19 protein-coding genes are annotated in these 18,339 nt (G+C 65.0%); all 19 read left to right on the forward strand.

Annotation, left to right across the window (positions count from 1 at the left end; genetic code table 11):
* Window positions 1-111 precede the first annotated feature (111 nt).
* Window positions 112-1,251, forward strand: coding sequence for a phosphate acyltransferase PlsX (plsX, locus tag M3A49_RS30140; protein ID WP_254354941.1), 1,140 nt, complete (start codon window positions 112-114; stop codon window positions 1,249-1,251).
* Window positions 1,251-2,240 carry a beta-ketoacyl-ACP synthase III gene (locus M3A49_RS30145; RefSeq protein WP_028206686.1) on the forward strand — a complete coding sequence of 330 codons (990 nt, stop codon included), beginning with the start codon at window positions 1,251-1,253 and terminating at the stop codon, window positions 2,238-2,240. The genes plsX and M3A49_RS30145 overlap by 1 nt, the downstream gene beginning before the upstream one ends.
* Window positions 2,241-2,364: 124 nt before the next feature.
* On the forward strand, window positions 2,365-3,303 hold the full coding sequence (gene fabD / locus M3A49_RS30150) for an ACP S-malonyltransferase (RefSeq protein WP_254354939.1): 939 nt from the start codon (window positions 2,365-2,367) through the stop codon (window positions 3,301-3,303).
* A gap of 34 nt (window positions 3,304-3,337) precedes the next feature.
* Window positions 3,338-4,087 (forward strand): 3-oxoacyl-ACP reductase FabG, encoded by a 750-nt coding sequence (gene fabG, locus M3A49_RS30155; RefSeq protein WP_266232249.1) that lies wholly within the window; start codon window positions 3,338-3,340, stop codon window positions 4,085-4,087.
* A 167-nt stretch (window positions 4,088-4,254) separates the two neighbouring features.
* The gene (gene acpP / locus M3A49_RS30160; protein ID WP_004197638.1) at window positions 4,255-4,494 is read left to right on the forward strand and encodes an acyl carrier protein; all 240 of its coding nucleotides are present in this window, start codon (window positions 4,255-4,257) and stop codon (window positions 4,492-4,494) included.
* 190 nt (window positions 4,495-4,684) lie between these two features.
* Window positions 4,685-5,926 carry a beta-ketoacyl-ACP synthase II gene (gene fabF, locus M3A49_RS30165; RefSeq protein WP_254354937.1) on the forward strand — a complete coding sequence of 414 codons (1,242 nt, stop codon included), beginning with the start codon at window positions 4,685-4,687 and terminating at the stop codon, window positions 5,924-5,926.
* Window positions 5,923-6,420, forward strand: coding sequence for a protein YgfX (locus M3A49_RS30170; RefSeq protein ID WP_266232250.1), 498 nt, complete (start codon window positions 5,923-5,925; stop codon window positions 6,418-6,420). Before fabF ends, M3A49_RS30170 begins: the two co-directional genes overlap by 4 nt.
* A gap of 113 nt (window positions 6,421-6,533) precedes the next feature.
* Window positions 6,534-7,133, forward strand: a complete 600-nt coding sequence (gene rpoE, locus M3A49_RS30175) for an RNA polymerase sigma factor RpoE (RefSeq protein ID WP_027795258.1) — start codon at window positions 6,534-6,536, stop codon at window positions 7,131-7,133.
* A 90-nt stretch (window positions 7,134-7,223) separates the two neighbouring features.
* A complete protein-coding gene (locus tag M3A49_RS30180; protein ID WP_266232251.1) occupies window positions 7,224-7,865 on the forward strand; it encodes a sigma-E factor negative regulatory protein in 642 nt (213 codons plus the stop codon).
* A gap of 5 nt (window positions 7,866-7,870) precedes the next feature.
* Window positions 7,871-8,932, forward strand: a complete 1,062-nt coding sequence (locus tag M3A49_RS30185) for a MucB/RseB C-terminal domain-containing protein (RefSeq protein ID WP_028206680.1) — start codon at window positions 7,871-7,873, stop codon at window positions 8,930-8,932.
* A gap of 24 nt (window positions 8,933-8,956) precedes the next feature.
* A complete protein-coding gene (locus M3A49_RS30190) occupies window positions 8,957-10,474 on the forward strand; it encodes a DegQ family serine endoprotease (protein WP_266232252.1) in 1,518 nt (505 codons plus the stop codon).
* 5 nt (window positions 10,475-10,479) lie between these two features.
* Window positions 10,480-10,815 (forward strand): glutaredoxin family protein, encoded by a 336-nt coding sequence (locus M3A49_RS30195; RefSeq protein ID WP_416339040.1) that lies wholly within the window; start codon window positions 10,480-10,482, stop codon window positions 10,813-10,815.
* A gap of 175 nt (window positions 10,816-10,990) precedes the next feature.
* A complete protein-coding gene (gene lepA / locus M3A49_RS30200) occupies window positions 10,991-12,784 on the forward strand; it encodes a translation elongation factor 4 (RefSeq protein ID WP_254354932.1) in 1,794 nt (597 codons plus the stop codon).
* Between the two features lie 33 nt (window positions 12,785-12,817).
* Window positions 12,818-13,714, forward strand: coding sequence for a signal peptidase I (gene lepB / locus M3A49_RS30205; RefSeq protein ID WP_254354931.1), 897 nt, complete (start codon window positions 12,818-12,820; stop codon window positions 13,712-13,714).
* A 219-nt stretch (window positions 13,715-13,933) separates the two neighbouring features.
* A complete protein-coding gene (rnc, locus tag M3A49_RS30210; protein ID WP_266232253.1) occupies window positions 13,934-15,103 on the forward strand; it encodes a ribonuclease III in 1,170 nt (389 codons plus the stop codon).
* Window positions 15,104-15,157: 54 nt separating this feature from the next.
* Window positions 15,158-16,063 carry a GTPase Era gene (gene era / locus M3A49_RS30215; protein WP_266232254.1) on the forward strand — a complete coding sequence of 302 codons (906 nt, stop codon included), beginning with the start codon at window positions 15,158-15,160 and terminating at the stop codon, window positions 16,061-16,063.
* 18 nt (window positions 16,064-16,081) lie between these two features.
* On the forward strand, window positions 16,082-17,095 hold the full coding sequence (gene recO / locus M3A49_RS30220) for a DNA repair protein RecO (RefSeq protein WP_254354928.1): 1,014 nt from the start codon (window positions 16,082-16,084) through the stop codon (window positions 17,093-17,095).
* Window positions 17,092-17,856: a pyridoxine 5'-phosphate synthase gene (pdxJ, locus tag M3A49_RS30225; RefSeq protein ID WP_266232255.1), complete on the forward strand. Its 765-nt coding sequence runs from the start codon at window positions 17,092-17,094 to the stop codon at window positions 17,854-17,856. Before recO ends, pdxJ begins: the two co-directional genes overlap by 4 nt.
* A 56-nt stretch (window positions 17,857-17,912) precedes the next feature.
* Window positions 17,913-18,311 (forward strand): holo-ACP synthase, encoded by a 399-nt coding sequence (gene acpS, locus M3A49_RS30230; protein ID WP_254354973.1) that lies wholly within the window; start codon window positions 17,913-17,915, stop codon window positions 18,309-18,311.
* Window positions 18,312-18,339: the final 28 nt, after the last annotated feature.

Raw genomic sequence — 18,339 nt, forward strand, 5'->3', positions numbered from 1 at the left:
CGAAGACTGGGCGCCGCATCTGACGATTCCGTTCGCTTGACCATATTTCGGCTCGGCAAAAAAGGCGGCATTCAACTGCCGCTTTTTTGTGCCTGAAATCCGTCGCATTCCATGACTGTTACGCTCACGATAGATTGCATGGGAGGCGACCACGGCCCGTCTGTGACGGTGCCTGCCGCAGTCCATTTCGTCCGCTCGCACCCCGACGCGCATCTCATGCTCGTGGGCGTCGAGTCGGCGGTTCGCGCCCAGTTGAAGAAGCTGAAGGCGTCGGACCATCCCGCGCTTACCGTCGTGCCCGCCACCGAGGTCGTCGAAATGGACGATCCGGTCGAAGTCGCCCTGCGCAAGAAAAAAGACTCGTCGATGCGCGTCGCGCTCAATCGCGTGAAAGAGGGCGAGGCGCAAGCCTGCATCTCGGCCGGCAACACCGGCGCGCTGATGGCCGTTTCGCGCTACGTGCTCAAGACGTTGCCCGGCATCGAACGCCCGGCTATCGCCTTCGCGCTGCCGAACCCGCGCGGTTACACGACGATGCTCGACCTCGGCGCGAACGTCGACTGCGAACCGCAGCACCTGCTGCAGTTCGCGGAGATGGGCCACGCGCTCGTCGCGGCGCTCGAGGGCAAGGATCGCCCAACCATCGGGCTCCTGAATATCGGCGAAGAAGTCATCAAGGGCAACGACACCATCAAGCGCGCAGGCGAGCTTCTGCGCGCGAGCACGCTGAACTTCCGCGGCAACGTCGAAGGCAACGACATTTACAAGGGCACCGTCGACGTCATCGTCTGTGACGGTTTCGTTGGGAATGTCGCGCTCAAGACGTCGGAGGGCCTCGCGCAGATGCTCAACGACATGATCAAGGAAGAGTTCGGCCGCTCGTGGCTCACCAAACTCATGGCGATTGCCGCGCTGCCCGTGCTCATGCGCTTCAAGAAGCGTGTCGACCATCGCCAGTACAACGGCGCGGCGCTGCTCGGCTTGAAGAGCCTCGTCATCAAGAGCCACGGCTCGGCCGATGCCTACGCGTTTGAGTGTGCGATCAATCGCGGGTATGATGCCGTCAAAAATGGCGTGCTGGAGCGCCTCGCGCACGCCATGGAAGAAAACGCCGGTTCGCTCGAACAGGCGGCGGACGAGCCCGGCGGCGCCCAGAACGTGCAAGCCGCGCAGGCGGGGCAGGCTTCCAGTGCGCCCAGCCAGGCAGCGGGCGAGGTACCGCCCGGCGCCGCATCATCCTCGAAGGCATAATGGCTCAATCGACTCTCTATTCCCGCGTGATCGGCACGGGCAGCTACCTTCCGCCTGATCGCGTCACCAACCAGGAACTGGCCGAACGGCTCGCCGCGAAAGGCGTCGAGACAAGCGACGAGTGGATCGTGGCCCGCACGGGCATTCACGCGCGCCACTTCGCCGCCCCCGACGTCACGACGAGCGATCTCGCGCTTGCGGCGTCGCAGCGTGCGATCGCGGCCGCCGACGTCGATCCGCAGTCGATCGACCTCATCATCGTCGCCACTTCCACGCCCGATTTCGTCTTTCCGAGCACGGCCTGCCTCTTGCAGAACAAGCTCGGCATCCGCAATCACGGCGCGGCGTTCGACGTGCAGGCCGTGTGCTCGGGCTTCGCGTACGCCGTTTCGGTGGCCGACAGCCTGATCCGTAGCGGCCAGCATCGCACGGCGCTCGTGGTTGGCGCGGAAACCTTCTCGCGTATTCTCGATTTCAGCGATCGCACCACCTGCGTGCTGTTCGGCGACGGCGCAGGCGCGATCGTGATGCAGGCGTCGAGCGAACCGGGCGTGCTTTCGAGCGCGCTGCACGCCGACGGCAGCTACGCGCACATCCTGTGCACGCCGGGCAACGTGCACGGCGGCGTGATCGCGGGCAACGCGTTCCTGCACATGGACGGCCAGGCCGTGTTCAAGCTGGCCGTGAACGTGCTCGAAAAGGTCGCGATCGAGGCACTCGACAAGGCGCAGCTGACCGCCGACCAGGTCGACTGGCTGATTCCGCACCAGGCCAATATCCGCATCATGCAGGGCACCTGCCGCAAGCTCGGCCTGCCCGCCGAGCGCATGGTGGTGACCGTCGGCGAGCATGGCAACACCTCGGCGGCCTCGATTCCGCTCGCTTTCGACGTCGCGGTGCGCGACGGCCGCATCAAGCGCGGCCATAACGTGCTGATCGAAGGCGTCGGCGGCGGGTTCACCTGGGGCGCCTCCGTCATCCGCTTCTAAGCATCCTGAGCGGGCTCTCGCGCTCCCGCAGCCGGTCCTGGCGTACGACGTGCACGTCGTGCGCAGTCCGCGGCGGTTCATCCGAGCGCATTGCCCACCCGTATTGATCGAATTTGGGGACGTTATGAATTTCGCGTTCGTTTTTCCCGGACAAGGCTCGCAGGCCGTCGGCATGCTCGACGCCTTCGCCGATAACGCCGTCGTGCGCGAGACGCTGCAAGAAGCGTCCGACGCGCTGGGCCAGGACCTCGGCAAGCTGATCGCCGAAGGCCCCGCCGAAGAACTCAATCTCACCACCAACACGCAGCCGGTCATGCTCACAGCCGCCTACGCCGTTTATCGCGCGTGGCAGCAGGCGGGCGGTCCTCTGCCTGCCATCGTCGCGGGCCACAGCCTCGGCGAATACACGGCGCTCGTCGCCGCCGGCGTGCTCGCATTCCGCGACGCCGTGCCGCTCGTGCGCTTTCGCGCGCAGGCGATGCAGAGCGCGGTGCCGGTGGGCGAGGGCGGCATGGCCGCCGTGCTCGGTCTCGACGACGACACCGTGCGAGCAGTCTGCACGGAAGCCGCCGCCGCGAGCGGCGGTGTGGTCGAAGCGGTGAACTTCAACGCGCCGGCGCAAGTCGTGATCGCGGGCCACAAGGGTGCGGTCGAGAAGGCCTGCGAAATCGCCAAGGCGAAGGGCGCCAAGCGCGCGCTGCCGCTGCCGGTTTCGGCCCCGTTCCACTCGTCGCTGCTCAAGCCCGCCTCGGATCAGCTGCGCGACTATCTCGCGAACGTCACGCTGAACGCGCCGCAGATTCCCGTGGTGAACAACGTCGACGTGGCATTCGAAACCGACCCCGCGAAGATCCGCGACGCGCTCGTGCGCCAGGCCGCAGGTGCCGTGCGCTGGGTCGAATGCGTGCAGGCCATCGCGGCGCACGGCGCGACGCATGTGGTCGAATGCGGTCCGGGCAAGGTGCTTGCGGGCCTCACCAGGCGTATCGACGGCAACCTGGTCGGGGCCTCGGTGCTCGATCCGAAGTCGCTCGACGAAGCGCTCGCGCTTCTGAAGGCCTGAGCGCCTACGCCACCACCGCTAACGGATTCAAACGATGGAAAAGACTCTCGACAATCAAGCTGCGATCGTGACCGGCGCCACCCGCGGCATCGGCCGCGCGATCGCGCTGGAACTGGCGCGCCAGGGCGCGACGGTGATCGGTACGGCAACGAGCGAAGCCGGCGCGCAGGCCATCTCGGCCGCTTTCGAAGCGGCAGGCCTGAAGGGCCGCGGCGCGGTGCTCAACGTCAATGACGCCGCAGCGGCGGAAGCGCTCATCGACGCAACGGTCAAGGAATTCGGCGGTCTTGCGATCCTCGTCAACAATGCGGGCATCACGCAGGACAACCTGGCGATGCGCATGAAGGACGACGAGTGGGACTCGGTCATCGACACCAACCTGAAGTCGGTGTTCCGCCTCTCGCGCGCCGTGCTGCGCCCGATGATGAAGGCGCGCACGGGCCGCATCATCAACATCACCTCGGTGGTGGGCTCGTCGGGCAACCCGGGCCAGGCCAACTACGCCGCCGCCAAGGCCGGCGTCGCGGGCATGACGCGCGCGCTCGCACGCGAGATCGGCAGCCGCGGCATCACCGTGAACTGTGTCGCGCCCGGTTTCATCGACACCGACATGACGAAGGACCTGCCGGCGGAGCAGCAAGCCGCGCTCAAGCAGCAGATTCCGCTGGGCCGCCTCGGCAGCCCGGACGACATCGCGCATGCGGTCGCATTCCTCGCGTCGCCGCAGGCAGCCTACATCACGGGCACGACGTTGCACGTGAACGGCGGCATGTATATGTCTTAACCGGATTCAGGTACTATCCGCGCCTTGATGCGCTTGATGCAAAACATTGCCCAAGCGCCGTCGCGGATAGCCTTCCGGAACCTTGAGCGCCGCTTTTCAGCCAGGTCAAACCTGATAAAATGCGCGCACTCGCACTCATGAGCTAACTTTTTTCCCTTGGAGGGGTAATGGACAACATCGAACAGCGCGTCAAGAAGATCGTCGCCGAGCAACTGGGCGTCGCCGAAGCGGAAATCAAGAACGAAGCTTCGTTCGTGAACGATCTGGGCGCCGACTCGCTCGACACCGTCGAACTGGTCATGGCTCTCGAAGACGAGTTCGGCATGGAAATCCCGGACGAGGAAGCCGAGAAGATCACGACGGTTCAGCAAGCGATCGACTACGCTCGCGCGAACGTCAAGGCCTAAGCGCCAGATTCCCGCCTGGGCCGCGCCGCGCATGCGCTGGCGGCCCGCGAGGACGCTCGCCCGTGAAACCGCATACGCCTGCCGCACTCGCTGCGGGGCATCTGCCGGTCAACTAGCCACAGGGCTCACAGGAGCATTTCCTGTGGCCTCTGTGGCTTTTGTTTTTGTCATCTATGGATAAGGGGTTACCGTGAGCCGTCGTCGAGTTGTTGTTACAGGCCTGGGGCTGATTTCGCCTGTTGGCAATAATGTTGCCGACGGCTGGGCCAATCTGGTCGCCGGGAAGTCCGGCATCGCCAACATCACGAAGTTCGACGCGACGAACTTCTCGACCCGCTTTGCCGGCGAAGTGAAGGGCTTCAACGTCGAAGACTACATGCCGGCGAAAGAAGCGCGCCATATGGATACGTTCATCCATTACGGCATTGCGGCGGGCATGCAGGCGATCCAGGACAGCGGTCTCGAAGTCACCGAAGCGAACGCGGAGCGGATCGGCGTGAACGTCGGCTCGGGTATCGGCGGCCTGCCGATGATCGAAGTCACGCAAACCGAACTGCTCAACCGTGGCCCGCGCCGCATCTCGCCGTTCTTCGTGCCGGCCTCGATCATCAACATGATCTCGGGCCATCTGTCGATCAAGTACGGCCTCAAGGGCCCGAATCTGGCGATGGTCACGGCCTGCACGACCGGCCTGCACTGCATCGGCGAAGCGTCGCGTCTGATCGAATACGGCGACTGCGACGTGATGATCGCGGGCGGCGCGGAATCGACCGTCTCGCCGCTCGGCATCGGCGGCTTCGCGGCGGCGCGCGCGCTCTCGCAGCGCAACGACGATCCGGCGACGGCCAGCCGTCCGTGGGACAAGGACCGTGACGGCTTCGTGCTCGGCGAAGGCGCGGGCGTGATGGTGCTCGAAGAGTACGAACACGCGAAGGCGCGCGGCGCGAAGATCTATGCGGAAATCGGCGGCTACGGCATGAGCGGCGATGCGTATCACATGACCGCGCCGCTGGAAGACGGCGACGGTGCGCGCCGCTGCATGATCGCCGCGATGAAGAACGCGGGCGTCAACACCAGCGAAGTGAACTGGCTGAGCGCGCACGGCACGTCCACGCCGCTCGGCGACCTCGCGGAAACCACGGCGATCAAGCGCGCTTTTGGCGACCACGCGAAGGACATCGTCGTGAACTCGACCAAGTCGATGACGGGCCACCTGCTGGGTGGCGCGGGCGGCCTCGAGTCGGTGTTCACGGTGCTGGCCGTGCACAACCAGGTGTCGCCGCCGACGATCAACATCTTCAACCAGGATCCGGCATGCGATCTGGACTACTGCGCGAACACCGCGCGGGACATGAAGATCGACGTCGCGCTGAAGAACTCGTTCGGGTTCGGCGGCACCAACGGCACACTCGTCTTCAAGCGTCACGCTTGATCCCGCACGACGAGAAAGCGGCCGCGCCGAATGCTTCGGCGGGCCGCGTTCCTCCTGCTTTCCCCTCGCGGCGCGCGGGCGCGCCGCTTCTTTCCCTGCGTCCATCGCGTGCGCTGCAACTGCTCGTTGCCGCGGGTTTGGGTATGGCCGCGGCCGCCGTCTACACGACGCTCGCACCCTGGTTCGGCGCCTGGCAAGCCTTCCCGGTCACGCTGGCGTTCCTCGCGACCGGCGGCCTCGCGGCTGCGGCGTGGCGACGCAAGCAACCGGCCTTCCTCGAAATCGGGTCTGATTTTCTGGCGGCGTGGTCGCGCGACGGCGCCTGCCTCGCGGCCGGGCGCCTTGCCGGCGCGTCGCAATGGGGCGCATGGCTGCTCGCGCTCGTCGTGGAGCAGGGCGCACGCCGCACGACGATTCTCGTCGCCGCCGACGCCATTTCGGCAGAATCCTTCCGCACACTCGCCGTGCGCGCGCGCAGCGCGGCCGGTCGCTGAGCTTCCTTTCGCTGTAAAGCTTGTAACCGCTGTTACTCGCGTAACGTGAGACCGTGGCGAGGACGCTACAATGGTGCCCCCACGTCTACTTCATGTGCTAACGGATTTTTCAGGTGAGCGAAAAAGAAATTGATCAGGTTCTGGTCGAGCGCGTGCAAAAAGGCGACAAGGCCGCGTTCGAGCTCCTGGTCTCGAAATACCACCGCAAGATCATCCGGCTGATCTCGCGCCTCGTGCGGGACCCCGCCGAGGTCGAGGACGTGGCCCAGGACGCCTTTATCAAGGCTTACCGCGCACTACCGCAGTTTCGTGGCGAATCGGCTTTCTATACGTGGTTGTACCGGATTGCTGTCAATACGGCGAAGAACTACCTTGCGACCCAGGGAAGACGCGCGCCGACTTCTACCGAGGCAGATGCTGAAGAAGCGGAAACTTTCTCGGACGCCGATCAACTAAGGGATATCAATACGCCCGAGTCGATGTTGATGAGCAAGCAGATCGCACAGACGGTCAATGCTGCGATGGCGGTTTTACCGGAAGAGCTGCGCACCGCCATTACGCTTCGGGAAATAGAAGGCCTAAGCTACGAGGAAATCGCCGAGATGATGGGGTGCCCGATCGGCACCGTCAGATCGAGAATTTTCCGCGCTCGGGAAGCCATTGCGGCAAAATTGCGTCCGCTGCTGGACACTCCGGAAGGCAAGCGCTGGTAAGAAGAAGCACCAGCTTCGCCCCGGGCGGCGACGCGATTCACCAGAATGAGTTGGTGTCACAGGGACGTCTGTTAGGGAATGGGGAGCATCATGGGTTCGGTCTCGATGCAATCGGTATCAAGCTCGCGCGGCGAGCGTCTGTCCGCCTTCGTCGATGGTGAAGCGTCGGCGCAGGAGCATCTGAACGGAAATTATCTGGAACTCGACGGCGAAGGGCGCGCAGCCTGGTCGGAGTACCACCTGATCGGCGACGTGCTGCGTTCTGACGATCTGGCCCTCAGCCAGGCGGCAAGCCGCGCCTTCATGACGGGTTTCGCGGCGCGCTTCGAAGCGGAGCCGCATCTGCTCGCACCCGCCGCGCTGCCGCAGGCGCGGGCTGGCCGCAACGAGCGCGTGGGCCGCATTCTGGCACTGCGCCGTCGCGTGATGCCGTCGCTGGCCGTGGCGGCCGCCGCCGCCACGCTCACGTGGATCGTTATGCCGCAAATGCGCGGCGTGGGCATGGCCGGCGCGCCGCAAATCGCCGCCGTGCAGTCGCAGGGCGACGGCGTGCAGCGCGTGGCGATGAACACCACGCCAGCGCCTGTCGCGGGCGGCCAGGACGGTAACATCATCCGCGACGCGCGGCTCGACGAATATCTGCAGGCGCACCAGCAGTTCGCGCAGCAACCGGTCATGTCGGATTCCATGCCGTACGTCCGCTCAGCCGCTCTTACCACGCAAGGCCAATAAGTTTGATGCAGACATTGCGGTTGAATAAAAAGACAATCTGGGGGCGGTTGCCGGCATTCCTTTGCTGCGCAGCCGTGATGTTCACCGCACTGTCTGTCGCCCCGCGTGCCCACGCGCAAGGCGCGTCCGCGGCCGATGCCGCCGCGCGCCAGGGCGCGGCACAGCTGCTCGACCGCATCCAGCAGGCCGCCCAGCAGCAAAATTACGAAGGCACCTTCGTCTACCAGCGCGGCGAGTTCGTGCAGTCCTCGCGCATCACGCACTACGCCTCGAAGCAGGACGGCGAGTTCGAAAAGCTCGAAAGCCTCGACGGCAAGCCGCGCACGATGCTGCGCCACAACGACGATCTCTATACCTTCGTGCCCGAGCGCAAGCTGCTCGTCGTCGAAAAGCGCCAGAACAAGGACGCTTTCCCGGCGCTGCTTTCCACGAGCGGCGACCAGGTGCTGGGCGTCTACGAGCCGAAGATGCTCGGCAACGACCGGGTGGCGGGCCTCGACAGCCAGGTTATCCAGCTTGACCCGAAGGACAATTTCCGCTTCGCCTACAAGCTATGGGCGGACGCGAAAACCGGTCTGCTGCTGCGTTCGCAGATGCTCGACCCGTCGAATGGCCAGGTGCTCCAGCAGCTCGCGTTCACGCAGGTGCGCATCGGCGGTCCTGTTGACAAGACGCCTATCGTGAACGGCATGCGCAATATCGAGGGCTGGAACGTGGTGCGCCCGCCGCTCCAGCCGGTCGACATCGAAGCGCAGGGCTGGTCGTTTGGCCAGGCCGCACCGGGGTTCCAGAAGATTCGCGAAGTGCGTCGGCCGATGGCGGCGCGCGACGCGAGCGATCCGCCCATCCCGGTCGATCAGGCCGTATTTTCCGACGGACTGTCCACACTCTCCGTGTTTATCGAGCCGGTCAAGAACAACAGTCGCAAGGAAGGCTCGGGCAGCAGTGGCGCGACCCACGTGCTCGTGAAGCGCAGCGGCGATTACTTCATCACGTTGCTTGGCGAAGTGCCCCAGACCACGTTGCAGCAGTTCGCGTCTGCCATAGAATACAAGGCTCCCAGGTAACTCCTTCCTTCGGCTGACTTCGATATGACGATTCTCCCGCTGCGCAAATTCTTCGCGGCCGCGGTCGTGGCGGCGTGCCTGCCGTTCACGCCGCACGTGGCATCGGCGGCGCCGGCTGCCAACCTGCCCGACTTCGCCGACCTCGTGGACAAAGTGGGGCCGTCGGTCGTCAATATCCGCACCACCACGCGTATCTCCACGGCTCAGCGCGGCCTCCCGCCGGGCATGGATCAAGGCGACATGTCGGAATTCTTCCGCCGGTTCTTTGGCATCCCGCTCCCGCAAGGGCCGCAGGGTGGGCAGGGCGGCGGGCAGGGTGGCAGCCAGGGCGGAAGCCAGGGCGGCGGTTCGGATTCGGGCCCGGACAGCGGCAACGACACCGAACAGAACAGCGGCGTAGGCTCGGGTTTCATCCTCTCGAGCGACGGCTACGTGATGACCAACGCGCACGTGGTCGACGACGCGGACAGCATCTACGTGACGCTCACTGACAAGCGTGAATTCAAGGCCAAGCTGATCGGCGTGGACGACCGCACCGACGTTGCCGTCGTGAAGATCCAGGCCGCGAATCTGCCGGCCGTGACGATGGGCGACTCGAACAAGGTGCGCGTGGGCGAGTGGGTCGTGGCGATCGGTTCGCCGTTCGGCCTCGAGAACACCGTGACGGCGGGCATCGTGAGTGCGAAGGGGCGCGACACGGGCGACTATTTGCCGTTCATCCAGACCGATGTGGCCGTGAATCCCGGCAACTCGGGCGGTCCGCTCATCAACATGCAGGGCGAGGTGATCGGCATCAACTCGCAGATCTATAGCCGCACCGGTGGTTTCATGGGCATCTCGTTCGCGATTCCGATCGACGAGGCAATGCGCGTGGCGGATCAGCTCAAGTCCACGGGCAAGGTCACGCGCGGCCGCATTGCCGTGGCCATCGGCGAGGTGACGAAGGACGTGGCCGACTCGCTCGGTTTGCCCAAGGCGCAAGGCGCGCTCGTCTCCAGCGTCGAGCCGGGCGGCCCGGCCGACAAGGCGGGCATCCAACCGGGTGACATCATCCTGAAGTTCAACGGCGTGAGCGTCGACGCCGCGACCGACCTGCCGCGCATGGTCGGCGACACGAAGCCGGGCACCAAGGCGACCGTGACGGTCTGGCGCAAGGGCGCAACGCGCGATCTGCCGATCACGATCGCCGAGATGCAGACCGACAAGAGTGCGAAGGCCGACCAGAAAAAGGCGCCCGAGCCCAAGCCGCGCGCGTTGAACGCGCTCGGTATCGCGGTGGTCGATATCCCCGCCGACCAGCTCGCCCAGCTCAAGATCAAGGGCGGCGCGATGGTGGACTCGGTGGATGGCCCGGCACAGCGCGCCGGCCTCCAGAAGGGCGACATCATCCTGCGCGTGGGCGACACGGATATCACCAGTGCGAAGCAGTTCCAGGAGGTGACGGCGCATCTCGACCCGCAGAAGATGGTGGCGGTGCTCGTGCGTCGCGGCGACAACACGCAGTTCGTGCCGTTGCGCCCGCGCGCGCCGGGGCAGAAGTAACGCCGATGCGCACACCCATGCGGTCTGCGTCGGCGGCGCCGGGCGCGCTCGAACGGGCGAGCGCGCACCTCGTGCTCTACGGGCGCGCGTGGTGTCATCTGTGCGAGGACATGCGCGTGGCGCTCGAGCCGCTAGTCGCAGCGGCGGGCGCGCGGCTCGACGTCGTCGATGTTGATTCCGACCCCGCGCTCCAGGCCCGTTACGACGAACTCGTGCCGGTACTCCTTTGCGACGGCATCGAGCTGTGTCACTACCGCCTCGACGTGGCGCGCGTGCGCGCGACGCTGGGCCTGGGTCCGGGCGCACCGAGCGCACCGCCGACTCCGACGGGCGGAGCGTGAAACTAACGGCCGGCACGCCGCGGGACATCTGCGTCGCGCCATGACACATCCGTTACATCACCGGATGGTTCGCCCGTGGGACCCCTTTTCGGCTAAAATAGTCCGGTTTTTCATCTGTTTACGAGGCGTGCCACGCAATCGTTGGGGCGCGCCTTTTTCGCTTGATCGGTACTGAATGGATCATATTCGTAACTTCTCGATCATTGCGCACATCGACCATGGCAAGTCGACGCTCGCCGATCGCATCATCCAGCTGTGCGGCGGCTTGTCCGACCGCGAAATGGAATCGCAGGTGCTCGACTCGATGGATCTCGAGCGCGAGCGCGGCATCACCATCAAGGCGCAGACCGCTGCGCTCACGTACAAGGCGCGTGACGGCAAGGTCTACAACCTGAACCTGATCGACACGCCGGGGCACGTCGACTTCTCCTACGAGGTGAGCCGCTCGCTCTCTGCGTGCGAGGGCGCGCTGCTCGTGGTGGACGCGAGCCAGGGCGTCGAGGCACAGACGGTGGCGAACTGCTACACCGCGATCGAACTCGGCGTGGAAGTCGTGCCGGTGCTCAACAAGATCGATCTGCCCGCCGCCAACCCCGAAAACGCCATCGAAGAAATCGAGGACGTGATCGGCATCGACGCCACCGACGCCACGCGCTGCAGCGCGAAGACCGGCCTCGGCGTGGAAGACGTGCTCGAAGCGCTCATCGCCAAGGTGCCGCCGCCCAAAGGCGCTCCGGAAGCGCCGCTGCAGGCGCTCATCATCGACTCGTGGTTCGACAACTACGTGGGCGTGGTGATGCTCGTGCGTATCGTCAACGGTACGCTGCGGCCAAAGGACAAGATCAAGCTGATGGCCACCGGCGCGCAGTATCCGGTCGAGCACGTCGGCGTGTTTTCGCCCAAGTCGCGCAACCTCGACGAGCTTTCGGCGGGGCAGGTGGGCTTCATCATCGCAGGCATCAAGGAACTCGCCGCGACCAAGGTGGGCGACACCGTCACGCACGCGACCAGGCCGGCCGCCGAGCCGCTGCCGGGCTTCAAGGAAGTGAAGCCGCAGGTGTTCGCCGGCCTCTATCCGGTCGAGGCGAACCAGTACGATGCGCTGCGCGAATCGCTCGAAAAGCTCAAGCTCAACGACGCCTCGCTGCAATACGAGCCGGAAGTTTCGCAGGCGCTGGGCTTTGGTTTCCGCTGCGGCTTCCTCGGCCTCCTGCACATGGAAATCGTGCAGGAGCGTCTCGAACGCGAGTTCGACATGGACCTCATCACCACGGCGCCGACCGTGGTGTACGAGGTCGTGCAGGCGGACGGCAGCACGATCAAGGTCGAGAACCCGGCGAAGATGCCAGAGCCCTCGAAGATCGGCGAGGTCCGCGAGCCGATCGTGACCGTGAACCTGTACATGCCGCAAGAGTACGTGGGTTCGGTCATCACGCTCTGTACGAACAAGCGCGGCAACCAGATCAACATGCAGTACCACGGGCGCCAGGTGCAGCTCACGTACGAAATTCCGATGGCGGAAATCGTGCTCGACTTCTTCGACCGTCTGAAGTCGGTGTCGCGCGGTTATGCGTCGATGGACTACGAGTTCAAGGAATACCGCAGCTCGGACGTCGTGAAGGTCGACATGCTGATCAACGGCGACAAGGTCGATGCGCTGTCCATCATCGTCCACCGTTCGCAGTCGCAGTACCGCGGCCGCGAAGTCGCGGCGAAGATGCGCGAGATCATTCCGCGCCAGATGTACGACGTGGCCATTCAGGCCGCGATCGGCGCGCACATCATCGCGCGCGAGAACATCAAGGCGCTGCGCAAGAACGTGCTGGCCAAGTGCTACGGCGGCGACATCACGCGTAAGAAGAAGCTGCTCGAAAAGCAGAAGGAAGGCAAGAAGCGAATGAAGCAGGTCGGCTCGGTCGAGATTCCGCAAGAGGCCTTCCTCGCCATCCTTCGTGTCGAAGATAAATAAGTAACGCAAATAAGCCGGACAACGGATCTCTACATGAATTTTGCGCTGATACTCTTTGTGCTCGTCATCTTGACGGGCGTTGCGTGGGTTGCAGACAAACTGGTGTTCATGCCGCGCCGGCGCCTCGCCGCCGATGCGGCGGTCGCAGAGTTCGACCGTCAGCAGGAGCGTGTGGGCGAGCGCTTCGCCGATGAGAACGCGCCTGTCACGCGTCAGAACCTGCGCAACGACAAGCTGCGCCAGCCGTGGTGGCTCGAGTACACGGCGAGCTTCTTTCCCGTCATCCTGATCGTGTTCCTCGTACGCTCGTTCGTCGTCGAGCCGTTCAAGATTCCGTCGGGTTCGATGGTGCCCACGCTGCTCGTGGGCGATTTCATCCTCGTGAACAAGTTCGACTACGGCATCCGCCTGCCGATCACGAACACGAAGCTCACCCAGGGCCGGCCGCTCCAGCGCGGCGACGTGGTCGTGTTCCGCTATCCGAAGGATGAGTCGGTCGACTACATCAAGCGCGTGATCGGCCTGCCGGGCGACGTGGTCGCCTATCAGGACAAGCAGCTCACGATCAACGGCAAGCCGGTGCCGGAAGTACCGCAGAGCGACTTCTTCGACGAAGAGCGCATTGGCTATGCGAAGCAGTTCACCGAAGACCTCGGCAACGGCCGCAAGAACAATATCCTCAACAACCCAGCGGTGCCGCCGTTCATCGTGGGCGCAGAGGATTATCCGTATCGCGACAACTGCCAGTACAACGCGCGCGGCGTGATCTGCAAGGTGCCGGCGGGCCATTACTTCATGATGGGCGACAACCGCGACAACAGCGCGGACAGCCGCTACTGGGGCTTCGTGCCCGACGCGAACATCGTGGGCCGCGCGTTCTTCATCTGGATGAACTTCAGCAACCTGCGTCGCATCGGTTCGTTCGAGTAATTCGTGTTTGCTGGACGTGCAATGCACGTCCAGCACGCGCGCGAAGCAGTCATCGAAGCAGCAACAAAAAGCGTAGGCGCGAACACGAGTCTCGCTCGTATCACGCGCATTGCATCTTCGCGCGCTACTTGAAGAATCCCCGGTAACGTCGCTTCGTCACGGTTTTTCGCCCGCCGCCCCTGTTTTCGCCGGGGGCGGCGGGCGCGTTATACTCTCCCCATGCCCCAATCTCCGTTGGAAAGCCGTTTGCGCTACGAATTTCGCAATGCGGAATTGCTGCGTCAGGCTTTAACCCACCGCAGTCACAGTGCCACGCATAACGAACGCCTTGAATTCCTCGGGGATTCGGTTCTGAATTGCGCGGTGGCTGCCCTATTGTTCCAACGTTTTGGCAAGCTGGACGAAGGCGACCTCTCGCGCGTGCGCGCGAACCTCGTCAAGCAGCAGTCGCTTTACGAAATCGCTCAGGCCCTCAATATTGCCGACGGCCTGCGCCTCGGCGAAGGCGAGTTGCGCAGCGGCGGCTTCCGCCGCCCGTCGATCCTCGCCGACGCGCTGGAGGCGATCTTCGGGGCGATCTTCCTCGACGGCGGCTTCGACGCCGCCCAGACGGTCATCAAACGCCTCTACGTGCCGATCCTCGATCACATCGATCCGCGCACGCTCGGCAAGGATTCCAAGACGCTGCTGCAGGAGTACCTGCAGGGTCACAAGATCGCGCTGCCCACTTACACGGTCGTCGCGACGCATGGTGCGGCGCACAATCAGCAGTTCGAAGTCGAATGCACGGTGCCGAAGCTCGACGTGAAGGTGTCGGGCTCGGGCGCAAGCCGTCGCGCGGCGGAGCAGGCCGCGGCGAAGAAGGCACTCGACGAGGTCATGGCCGCGGCGCCCGCGCTGGTTGCGAAGCCGCGCCGCTCGAAGGGCGCGCGTGCTCCCAAACCGGAACCCGAGGTCGTCCCCGGCGTGACCGGCGTGCAGGGCGCGCTCGATCTACGCTCGCCGGAGCGCCGCGAGCGTGTCTCGGCGCGTACCGAGCGTCCGGCGCACACCGCGGCGGCCGAAGGCGCGCCGCTCGCGGTCATTCGCGCGGCGCACGTCCAGGAGCGCCCTGCGGAGAAGGACAAACCGGCTGAAAAGCCCGCGGAGAAGGCCGAACGCGGTGCAGAGAAGGCCAGCGACAAGCCCGCCGACAAGGCCACGGGTTTCGACGTCGTACCGAGCGCCGGCGCCATCGGCCACCGTTCGGCCGCGGTGAAAGCCGAATCGGCGTTGCGCACCGTCGAGCGCGCGCAAACCGCAACGGCCGGCGGCACCAGCGCCGATGCCGAGGCGCATGCCGAAGCCACGACGGCCATTCCCGTGCGCGCGGCCGATGCCGGCCACTGATTCCACTGAGGCGCGCAGCTAGCGCGCCTCCCGTTTTTCTATTCCGGTCCGATCATGAACGCTCCTACCCCCACTCCTGCCGGTTTCCGTTGCGGCATGGTCGCGATCGTCGGCCGTCCGAACGTTGGCAAATCGACGCTGATGAACGCGCTGGTCGGCCAGAAGATCAGCATCACGTCGCGCAAGGCGCAGACCACGCGCCATCGCATCACCGGCATCAACACGATCGACGACGCGCAGTACATCTTCGTCGACACGCCCGGTTTCCAGACGCGCCACAGCACGGCGCTCAACCGCTCGCTGAACCGCGCGGTGACCTCCACGCTCAGCTCGGTCGATGCCGTGCTATTCGTGATCGAGGCCGGCAAGTTCGGTCCCGACGACCAGAAAGTGCTCGACCTGATTCCCCCGATTGCGCCCACGATCCTGATCGCCAACAAGATCGACCGCGTGAACGACAAGGCCACGCTGTATCCGTTCATCCAGCAGGTGCAGGGTCTGCGCGAGTTCCGCGAGATCGTGCCGCTTTCGGCAAATAACCCGGACGACATCAAGCGCCTGCTTGCGACGCTCAAGCCGTATCTGCCCGAAGGCGAGCCGATCTACGGCGAGGACGACCTCACCGATCGCAGCGAGCGATTTCTCGCTGCCGAAATCCTGCGCGAGAAAGTGTTCCGCTGGACCGGCGACGAACTCCCGTACACGAGCACGGTGCTGATCGACAAGTTCGAGCAGGAAGGGCGGCTGCGCCGCGTCTTCGCGACGATTCTCGTCGAGCGCGACACGCAGAAGGCGATGGTGATCGGCCAGAAGGGCGCGAAGCTCAAGCAGATCAGCACCGACGCGCGACTCGACATGGAGAAGCTGTTCGACGGCCCCGTGTACCTCGAAACCTTTGTGAAGGTGAAGAGCGGCTGGGCCGACAACGAAGCCGGGCTGCGCGCCTACGGTTACGAGTAAGCACGACGGGCACCGCGTATGAGTGACGGCGCAGCCGGAACCCTGCACGACGACTGGCCCGCGCACGAAGACGCGCAGGCCGACGAGGCATTCGCACCGGGCGAAGCGCCCGATTCCCGCGGCGCGCGGCGCTCGCCTGCGAAAGGCACCCAAAGCACGACGAGCACGCGAAGCACGAAGGTGACGAAAGGCGCCGCCACGCGCAACGCGATGACCGAAGGCGCGGACGCCACGCTCGAAGGGCGCACCGAATCACGCAACGGCCGCAAGACCACCGCGCGCTCGCAATTGCCGCGCGCTTCGCGCAGCACGACCCCCGATTACCGCATCGCCGAGCAGCCGGCTTTCGTGCTGCACAGCTATCCGTACCGCGAGACGAGCCTCATCATCGATGTGCTCTCGCGCGATCACGGCCGCGTGGCGCTCGTCGCGAAGGGTGCGAAGCGTCCGCATTCGGCGTTGCGCGGCGTGCTGCAAACCTTCCAGCCGCTCGCGCTTTCGTGGACCGGCAAAGGCGAGGTGCGCACGCTCACCGGCGCCGAGTGGGTCGGCGGCATGTTGCCGCTGACCGGCGACGCGCTTCTGTGCGGCTTCTACGTGAACGAGCTGCTGGTGAAGTTCATCGCGCGCGAAGATCCGCACCCCGAACTCTTTCGGCACTACGTCGTGACGCTCACGCGCCTCGCGCACGACGAGCCGCCCGTACAGGTGCTGCGCTCGTTCGAGCGCGTGCTGCTGCGCGAGGCGGGCTACGCGCTCGCGCTCAACCGCACCGTCAACCGCAAGGCCGTCGTGGCCGAAGCTCGCTACGTGTTCGATCCGGAACGCGGCGTGCGCGAAGCATCGGACGAATGGCCTTCTCAATGGCCCCGGCTTTCGGGTCAGACGTTGCTCGACATGGAAGAGGACGACTACCATCGACCCCAGACGGTTGCGCAGAGCAAGGCGCTCATGCGCTTCCTGCTGAACACGTACCTTGGCGGCACGCCGCTCGCGACGCGCCAGATTCTGATCGACTTGCAGAACCTATGAGCTTCTTTCTCACTTCGCCCAACGTGATCGACCTCGGTGTGAACATCGACCACGTCGCCACGCTGCGCAACGCGCGCGGCACCGCTTATCCCGATCCGATCCGCGCGGCGCTCCTCGCCGAAGAGGCGGGCGCCGACGCGATTACGCTGCATCTGCGCGAGGATCGCCGCCATATCGTCGACGCCGACGTGCGCGCGCTGCGTCCGCAACTGCGAACGCGCATGAACCTCGAATGCGCGGTGACGGCCGAGATGCTCGACATCGCGTGCGAGATCAAACCGCACGACGTTTGTCTCGTGCCTGAAAAGCGCGCGGAGCTGACGACCGAAGGCGGCCTCGACGTCGCGGGCCACTTCGACGCCGTTGCCGCCGCCTGCCGCCAGCTTGCCGATGCGGGCTGCCGCGTCTCGCTTTTCATCGACCCGGACGAAACGCAGATCCGCGCGGCGCACGAAACGGGCGCGCCCGTGATCGAGTTGCATACGGGCCGCTACGCCGAGGCGCACGATGCCGGCGAGCAGGAGCGCGAATACGAGCGCGTGGCCACTGGCGTGAGCTGCGGCAACAGCCTCGGACTGAAGGTGAACGCCGGTCACGGTTTGCATTACACGAACGTGCAGCAGATCGCGGCCATCGACGGCATCGTCGAGCTGAACATCGGCCACGCGATCGTTGCGCACGCAATCTTCGCGGGCTGGGAGAACGCGGTGCGCGAAATGAAGGCGATCATGGTTGCGGCGCGCCTCGGCACACGCGGCTGATGGCAACCCCCGCGCCTTCGCGCCGCGCGCATTCGACAGACATCGACGGGAGTCTCATGGCGATCTACGGGATCGGCACCGACATCATCCAGGTGAGCCGCGTGGCGGCCGTCATGGAGCGCACCAACGGGCGCTTCGCGCCGCGCGTGCTCGGCCCGGACGAACTCGCGGTCTACGAGGCGCGCAAGGCGCGCTCGGCGGCGCGGGGCCTGGCGTATCTGTGCACGAGGTTCTCCGCGAAAGAGGCGTTCTCGAAAGCGATCGGCCTCGGCATGCGCATGCCGATGACCTGGCGCGCCATGCAGACCCTCAACGAGCCGGGCGGCCGTCCGGTGATCGTCGCTTCGGGCGAACTCGCTCAGTGGCTCGACGAACGCGGTATCACGGCGCGCGTGAGCATCACTGACGAACATGACTACGCGGTGTCGTTCGTGGTTGCGGAAGTCAACGGCTGATATCTATCGCCGTGCGTTGCGCGGCATC

The organism is Paraburkholderia sp. CNPSo 3076, from assembly GCF_026343935.1.
GTDB lineage: Bacteria > Pseudomonadota > Gammaproteobacteria > Burkholderiales > Burkholderiaceae > Paraburkholderia > Paraburkholderia nodosa.